Genomic DNA, 1,763 nt, shown 5'->3' on the forward strand with positions numbered 1-1,763 from the left:
ATATCTGCTTCTTTTCGTTATACATGCGCATCACGTCACGCAAACGCCGGGCAAGATTTAATAGTGTTCCCCACAGTTGATCAAACATCGCGAAAAAGTCATTTAAATCTGCATCACTACCGGTCTTTTCCTTGGCCGCCATTACACCATCCATCTTTGATGATAAGACAGAGGAAAGGTGGCCTGGAGTGACGTTGACAGGAAATACGTCTATCGAAAGAGTATTTTGATTCATAAGCGTATTTTGGCTCATAACATATCCTCAGGCACGGTTACAGGCAATTTTGGCCAATACCGTACCGTAATCTTCCATTATTGAAGTCGCGTTGCTCACGGCGGTGCCACTCTGTTGCAAATAATCGCCAAGCTGTTTTTCCTGATCTTTTTTACGCTCCTGCGTCCAATTATCTTTAATATCGTTAATGCGTTGCATAACGATTAATTCTTCAATTTCTTTGCGCAAATCAGCGGCTTTCCATTGGGCAACACCCGATGTTATTTTTTGCCCACCGCTTAGCGCCAAGCGCGCCGTGCTTAACCAGGGAAAGGTGACATTTTTAATGATGCCGGAGGCTAGCGCTTTGCCTAACGAGACCATAAAACGTTTACGCAACGCTTTTTCCGCGGCGGCAGCGCCCTTTTCCAACACCTCTGTCGCCACATTTTTGAGGGCGCTTTCCAACGTTTTTTCTACAAGCTGTTCAATTCCCTGAGCGGTGGCACTGCGGCCCATGGTGCGTGCCAAATACTGACTGGCGTTCCCCTCCAACCTGGCTTCGAGCTCAGTGACAAAGCCTTTAGCCGTGTTTTCAGCAATCTGTTTGATCTGCTGACCCACCTCACCGCTATTTTGGCTTGCTGCCTCCACCAGCGTTTTACCCGCGCCGCTGCCCATCTCCTTTTCTGCCGCAGAGATCAAACCGCGAGCCACGTAGATACCACGGCAGATTTGCAGAATATCCAATCCCATCGCGACGTATTCGCACGTGCTCTGTACCGAACCTGCCGCGTGAATAATCGCTTCACAATCGGCTTTATTTGCCCCCAACCCCAAAGCAAACTCAGCGCCGCCTTTTACGATTCCGGCAGCCCCTGCCGAGCAGTAAGGGATACCAGCAGCAAAAGCGAGGGGATCTGCCGTTGCCACGGCTTCAACCAGTTTTAACACGCCGATACCAATCTCAATGGCGCTGCTTATCCAATCAAACACGGCGCTACACAGCGCGGATTTACGCACCTGATTCGCCTGTTCAATCGACTTGTTGATCTGCTCCTGGTATTTCTCAACCTGCTTATTGCGAAGGAAAGTTTGCAGCTCTGTGGCACGGTTCAACTGTTCACAAAGCGCCAGTGCGTTGCTGCTGGACACACTCATCACCTGCTGCGTCACCAGCATCGACAACAGCAGCGGGTCCATGTTCATGACCTCTTGCAGCGAGGCCGAGGCGGAGCCGGTATACCCAGCCGCCAGCAGCCGTTGCCAGGCAGCCTCTGCCTGCGGCGCGCTCACCGACTGCGCCGCGGCCCTCGGTTGACGTTCAGTTTCCGCGTTCTTTCCTGCATCGTCTTGCCTATCGTGCAGGCCAACAACAGCGCGTGTTGGGTGTGTGGTTTGCTTCATTGACGAAGAGACGAGCATCTCTTCACCATCATCATAGGGTAGCGGGTAATGCATCCCCGCTCTGGCTTGTACACTATCCATCAGGCTCTCCTGTTCGAGATAGTCCTTGCTCCGCTTGACGGCGTATCGCCTGTAATGACCG

The 1,763-nt window shown here is 52.0% G+C and carries 1 protein-coding gene and 1 pseudogene; both read right to left on the minus strand.

Annotation, left to right across the window (positions count from 1 at the left end):
* A pseudogene (locus J5224_RS26500) lies at positions 1-253 on the minus strand (hypothetical protein); the annotation flags it as partial.
* A 9-nt stretch (positions 254-262) separates the two neighbouring features.
* A partial coding sequence (gene sctE / locus J5224_RS26505) for a type III secretion system translocon subunit SctE (RefSeq protein WP_264628152.1) occupies positions 263-1,763 on the minus strand: 1,501 nt, incomplete at its 5' end.

The organism is Candidatus Symbiopectobacterium sp. NZEC135 (assembly GCF_025962695.1).